This is a genomic window from Haliea sp. (assembly GCF_040222615.1).
Taxonomy (GTDB): Bacteria; Pseudomonadota; Gammaproteobacteria; order Pseudomonadales; family Halieaceae; genus Haliea.
Map to the genome: position 1 here is coordinate 25,144 of NZ_JAVKCQ010000070.1, position 6,100 is coordinate 31,243.

Sequence of the window (6,100 nt, forward strand, 5' to 3'; positions counted from 1 at the left end):
TATGACAAAGCTCAGCAAAGCGAATAATAGCAAAAGCACCACGTTACGCGCGACGAAGACAAAGTCGCCGGTAAAGAAGAGCGCCGGGAAAACCCGTGCCCCATCAATTCAGGAGCGGGTCTACGACGAGCTCAAGCTCGGCCTGATGGTGGGCGCGTTTCTTCCTGGCCAGACAGTCAGCCTGCGGAAACTGGCCGAAAAACTCAACACCAGCCTTATGCCCGTTCGGGAAGCGATCAATCGCCTGATTGCCGAGCGAGCGTTCGAGGTCCTCCCCAACCGCTCGGTCATCGTGCCTGACATGAGCCGGGAGAAGCTGGATGAACTGGTGCACTGGCGCTCTATGCTGGAGGGTGAGGCGGCGGTCAAGGCATGTGCCAACGCGACCCCAGAACTTATCGACCGTCTGCATGCACTGAATATTGAAATGATGGACGGGGTACAGGAGCGCAAGGTGCGGCGGGTACTTTCCTGCAACAAGGAGTTCCACTTTACCCTTTACCAGGCGTCGCGTAGCACGGTACTGGTGCCGATGATCGAAAGCCTCTGGCTGCAAATGGGGCCGTTTACTTTTTTCTCCTTCCTGTCGCCGGACCTCATCTGGAACAGTACTTTTCATATCCAGATTATTGAGGCTTTGCAGGAGCGGGATTCCGACAAGATTCGCGATGCGATCGTGCACGATGTGCAGACGCTCGCGGAATATCTCGTAGACAGCCACATGTTCGACAATGTGGGCCCGCGACCCATCGCCTGAACGCAGCAGCGGTGAGGCTTTGAAGCCCATCCGCACCGGCGCGCCCAGCTTGCTGTGGCGGGCACCGCTTCTCCGGGTTGCCAGGCAGCCTGGCAGGCGAGGCATTTTCAGTCGACGCTGGCAACCGTTGATTTGATCACGTGATGGAATTTTAGTTCAGCGCCTCGAATTGACATTTAATGTGTGATCACATATCGTGATACGTTATTAATGCGTCGCATTGCTGCGGCGCGTGGAGGAGAGCATCCATGGCGTTCAAGAAATCCGAGTTGCAGCGTGCATACCGTACCATGCGCGTAATCAGGGAGTTTGAAGATCGGATTCACAGCGAAAACAGTCTGGGGAATGTCCCGGGCTTCATCCACCTGTCGGCTGGGCAGGAAGCCAGTGCGGTCGGTGTATGCTGGAATTTGAATCGGGAAGACTATATTTCAAGTACGCATCGGGGGCACGGCCACACTATTGCCAAAGGTTGCGATGTGCGTGCCATGATGCACGAGATTTTCGCCCGTGCTTCAGGTCTGTGTAACGGCAAGGGAGGCTCGATGCACATGGCGGACATAGGGATGGGCATGCTGGGCGCGAATGGCATCGTCGGTGCTGGTGCCCCCCTTTCATGTGGCGCTGCACTCGCGGCCCGACTGCGTGGCACTGACAATATCGCAGTCAGTTTTTTTGGCGATGGTGCATATAATGAAGGCGCTGTGCTCGAGTCGCTGAACCTTTCCAAGGTGCTGAATCTGCCGATTATCTTTGTTCTAGAGAATAACGGCTATGGGGAGGCTACCCCCGCCGAATATGCCGTGGCTGGCGACATCCTCAAGCGCGCCGAGGCGTTCGGGCTGGTCGCCGAGGAAACCGACGGCCATGATTTTTTTGCTGTCGAGGCGGCTGCAAGACGTCTGATCAAGCGGGCGCGGGAGGGCAAAGGTCCAGCCCTCCTTCACTCCAAACTGTCGCGCTACTACGGGCACTTTGAGGGCGACCCGGCGACCTACAGGCCCAAGGGCGAGGTCGATGCCATCAAGAAGGAGCGCGACTCCCTGATGTTGTTTCGGCGGCGTGTTGAGGGCGACAAGCTGCTGACGGTGGCACAGCTGGACGAAATTGACGAGGCTGTGATTGCTGAGATTGATGGCTATATTGTCGAGGCCAAGCAAGCCCCCCCGCCCGCCGTGGAAACGCTGTACCGCGACGCATACGGCAGCTACTGAACGACAATCGACCAAGGGAGAAGAACCATGCCACAGAAGAGCATTCGCGAGGCGATCAATGAAGCGCTTCTCCTGGAAATGCGTAGGGATCCATCGGTATTCCTGATCGGCGAGGACATCGTCGGTGGCGCGGGCGGCAAGGGTGAGGAAGTCGATCCCTGGGGCGGGGTAATGGGGGTGACCAAAGGTATCTACGGCGAGTTTCCAGATAGGATTATCGATACCCCGATCAGCGAGATGGCATATATAGGCGCTGCAGTGGGCGCGGCGGTGAGCGGTATGCGCCCAGTGGCAGAACTGATGTTTTGCGACTTCATCGGTTGCTGCCTGGATCAGGTCATGAATCAGGCGGCGAAGCTGCGCTACATGGTCGGCGGCAAAGCCGAAGTGCCGCTGGTGATTCGCATGCAGATGGGGGGTGGGTTCAGCGCCGCGTGCCAGCACAGCCAGAGCCTCTATCCGCTATTCGCTCACATACCGGGCTTGAAGGTGGTGGTCCCCTCTAACGCCTATGACGCCAAAGGCTTGTTGATCACCGCGATCCGCGATAACGACCCAGTGATGTTTTTCGAGCACAAAGGACTCTACGACGACAAGGACGAGGTTCCGGATGGGGACTACTCGATTCCATTCGCCGAGGCGCGTTTTGCCCGCGATGGTAGTGACATCACAATCGTGGCTACCGGCCGCATGGTGAAGTTCGCCATTGAGGCGGCGGACCAGTTGGCGAGCGAAGGCATCGCTTGCACTGTGCTCGATCCGCGGACCGTTTCCCCGTTCGATGAGATCTCGTTCATTGAGTCACTTGAGGAAACCGGCCGGCTGCTGGTGGTTGAAGAGGCCTATCCGTTTTGCAGCTTTGCTTCGGAGGTCGCTGCTATCGCTGCCCAGAAAGCCTTCTATGCGTTGAGCCAACCTGTGCGCTTGCTGACCCCGCCCCATACGCCGATCCCATTTGCGCCAGAACTGGAGAGCGCCTACTTCCCGGACGCAGAGCGCATTGCTGGTAGCGTGCGTGAGATGCTGGATGCGGCTGCTCCGAAGCGGGGAGCTGCAGCATGACTGATGGCATCATCCGCCTGGAGATACCCAAGTTTGGGCTTTCCATGGAGGAAGGAACGGTTACCCGCTGGCTTCTGGAAGAGGGAGATAGTTTTGCTGCGGGTACAGATATTGCCGAGATCGAGAGCAGCAAAATTGCGAACGTGCTTGAGGCTCATACCGCTGGTATCTTGCGGCGGAAGCTGGTGGCGGAAGGCGACTCGCTCCCTGTGGGGGGGCTAATCGGTGTTGCGGCGGACCAGGCAGTCTCTGACGAAGAGATTGATGCCTATTTGGCACAGTCAACAGCGGCCTCGGGATCGAAGCCTGAGGGCACCATCAGCAATGCGCCGGCGCCTCCTGCAGAGGCATCACCTGCGGTGTCGAAGGATACAGCACAGGTAGAGAGTTCTCGGCGCCCGGCGCCGGATACTACCGCGACAACGAGTCAGCCCGCGCCTGGCAGAATCGTGATACCTGAGTCATTGAGCCTTGGCGAGGGAGAGGTGAACACGATGGAGGTACCGTTAACCCGACATGCAGCACAGCTGGCGGAACGGCACCGTCTGGACCTTTCACGTATCCCTGGTAGTGGACGGCGTGGGCGCGTATCGGTTGCTGACATCAGAGAGGCAGTAGTCGCAGAGGGGGGCAGCCTGCCCAGGCCAGAACGGCCGGCCGAAAATGTGCCCGGAAGTCCGAGTACGGCGGATGACAGCGCGGTCCGCGCGACACCGCTGGCCAGGAAGCTTGCCCGCGAAGCGGGGGTCAATCTCAACGATGTCCCGCTAACAGGGGACCGCGGGCGCGTCACCAAGGCTGCGGTGCTGGCGGTCCTCCGCAGCCGGGAGCAAACAGTAGCGGGCGGCATGGAGGGCACAGCGGTGGCACCCGAAGCACAGGGAGGGCCGGCATTCCGCGTGCTGCCGTTCTCCGCCACCCGGCGCACGATTGCCGACCGCCTGCAGGCATCCAAGCAGACATCCCCGCATTTTCGCGTCAGTAGCGATGTTCGCGTAGACGAGCTTTTACGCCTGCGTGACACCCTTAACGCCGAACTTCCCGAGGCACGTGTCTCCATCAACGATCTGGTGGTGAAAGCCTGTGCCTGTGCACTCCAGGAGCTGCCTCACTGCAATGTGCAATATGTTGCCGACGAACTGCGTGGGTTCGAGCGGGTCGACATCGCTGTTGCCGTGGCAACCAAGTCGGGGCTGATCACCCCCGTCGTACGCGATGTCGGTAGTAAAACACTGCTACAGCTATCCAGTGAAGTGCGTTCACTCGCCACTCAGGCCAAGGCCGGCCAATTGCGGCTTGAAGATATCGAGGGCGGTACATTCACGGTTTCCAATCTGGGTATGTATGGCGTGCGCAACTTCGACGCCATCATCAACCCGCCCCAGTCCGCCATCCTGGCGGTCGGAGCAATTCGGCGAGAGCCGGTGGTCGATGGCGATCAACTGGCTATTGGTTCGCTGGTAAACCTTACGTTGAGCTCTGACCATCGTATTCTCGACGGCGCTGTTGCAGCGGAATTGCTGGGACGCCTGCGGTTCCTTCTTAGTAACCCCGCGTTGATGTTGGCCTGAGCATGCCTTCCTCGCACTGGGATCTGATCGTGATCGGCGGCGGTCCCGCCGGTTATGTCGCTGCCATCCGGGCGGCGCAGCTCGGGCTTCAAACGGCCTTGGTAGAACGCGACGCATTGGGCGGGATTTGCCTCAATTGGGGATGTATTCCCACCAAGGCAATGCTGCACGGGGCCGAAGTCGCCCACACTCTGGTGACGGCCCAGGAACTGGGATTCGCTGGTAGCGGCGGCGAGCCGGACTTTGCGGGTATTGTGCGGCACAGTCGACGCGTAGCCGACCAGCTCGCCGGGGGGGTTGATCATCTGCTCCGGCAGAATGATGTGACTGTTTTGCGTGGCAGCGCCAGGGTGGTGGCCAAAGGCGAAATCATTTTGAGAGCCGATGACGGGGGTGAGCGCCACTTTTTTGCCGAGCACATCGTTATCGCCACCGGTGCCTCCCCGCGCGAGCTGTCAGGCCTTGCGTTTGATGGGGAGCAGGTCTGGAGCTATTTTGAAGCGCTGGCACCGGCAGATTTGCCAAGCTCTCTGTTGGTAATAGGATCCGGTGCGATCGGCGTGGAATTTGCCAGTCTCTACGCGGACCTCGGGACGTCCGTCACCGTTGTCGAACAGGCCCCGCGCATTCTGCCGCTTGAAGATGAGGAAATCTCCCGTCACCTGCAACGCGCTTTCGAGAAACGCGGTATTCGCGTGCTAACCGGCCACCGGGTTGTGGACGTCACCGAAGGCGAACAGGGTCGGTGCTGCCAGCTCGAAAGTATTGAGGACCCAGGCTGCACATCCGAGACTATAGAAGTCGAACGTATTCTGGTGGCTGCCGGAGTGCTTGCCAATGTCGCGGGTCTCGGCCTTGAGGCACTCAGCGTGGAATTGCGCGATGGTTTCATTGCCACGGATGCCTGGGGGCGAACGAACGTTGCAGACCTTTATGCCGTAGGAGATGTCGCTGGCGCACCATGCCTGGCACACAAAGCGACTCACCAAGCGGTTCGCTGCGTTGAGCATCTGGCGGGCGTACCGGATACGCCCCCCCTGGACTTAACGGTGGTTCCTGGATGTACCTATTCGCGGCCGCAGGTTGCCAGCGTCGGCCTGACGGAAGCGAAGGCCGTCGCTGACGGCCGCCGGATCAGGACGGGTCGCTTTAATATGCAGGCCAACGGCAGGGCGCTTGCTATGCGTGAAGGCGACGGTATGGTCAAAGTTGTGGTCGACGATGATACTGGCGAGCTTCTTGGCGCGCACATGATTGGGCCGGAGGTGACGGAGCAGATCCAGGCATTCACTGTGGCGCGCCATCTGGAGGCCACGGACGTTGAATTGGCCCGCGTAGTCTTCGCTCACCCGACACTATCTGAATCCATGCACGAGGCGGTGTTGGATGCCATGGGCAAAGCGCTGCACCAGTGAGTCCAGCTAGTTAAGGCATACAATGAGTATACCGGACGAGGCGGTGTATGGGTTTTCTTAAGAAGCGTGAGTTCGTTGGAC

5 protein-coding genes are annotated in these 6,100 nt (G+C 59.3%); all 5 read left to right on the forward strand.

The annotated features are described in order from the left end of the window. Position 1: 1 nt before the first annotated feature. The 5 genes from RJQ10_RS06360 (at position 2) to lpdA (ending at position 6,019) form a co-directional block, all read left to right on the forward strand. On the forward strand, positions 2–757 hold the full coding sequence (locus RJQ10_RS06360; RefSeq protein WP_350144765.1) for a GntR family transcriptional regulator: 756 nt from the start codon (positions 2–4) through the stop codon (positions 755–757). Between the two features lie 248 nt (positions 758–1,005). Beyond that, positions 1,006–1,971 carry a thiamine pyrophosphate-dependent dehydrogenase E1 component subunit alpha gene (locus RJQ10_RS06365; RefSeq protein ID WP_350144767.1) on the forward strand — a complete coding sequence of 322 codons (966 nt, stop codon included), beginning with the start codon at positions 1,006–1,008 and terminating at the stop codon, positions 1,969–1,971. A 27-nt stretch (positions 1,972–1,998) separates the two neighbouring features. Further along, positions 1,999–3,033, forward strand: a complete 1,035-nt coding sequence (locus RJQ10_RS06370) for an alpha-ketoacid dehydrogenase subunit beta (RefSeq protein WP_350144769.1) — start codon at positions 1,999–2,001, stop codon at positions 3,031–3,033. Further along, positions 3,030–4,604 carry a dihydrolipoamide acetyltransferase family protein gene (locus RJQ10_RS06375; protein ID WP_350144771.1) on the forward strand — a complete coding sequence of 525 codons (1,575 nt, stop codon included), beginning with the start codon at positions 3,030–3,032 and terminating at the stop codon, positions 4,602–4,604. The genes RJQ10_RS06370 and RJQ10_RS06375 overlap by 4 nt, the downstream gene beginning before the upstream one ends. Before the next feature lie 2 nt (positions 4,605–4,606). Further along, entirely contained in the window at positions 4,607–6,019 is a 1,413-nt protein-coding gene (gene lpdA / locus RJQ10_RS06380) for a dihydrolipoyl dehydrogenase (protein ID WP_350144773.1), read from the forward strand. The last annotated feature ends 81 nt before the right edge of the window (positions 6,020–6,100 follow it).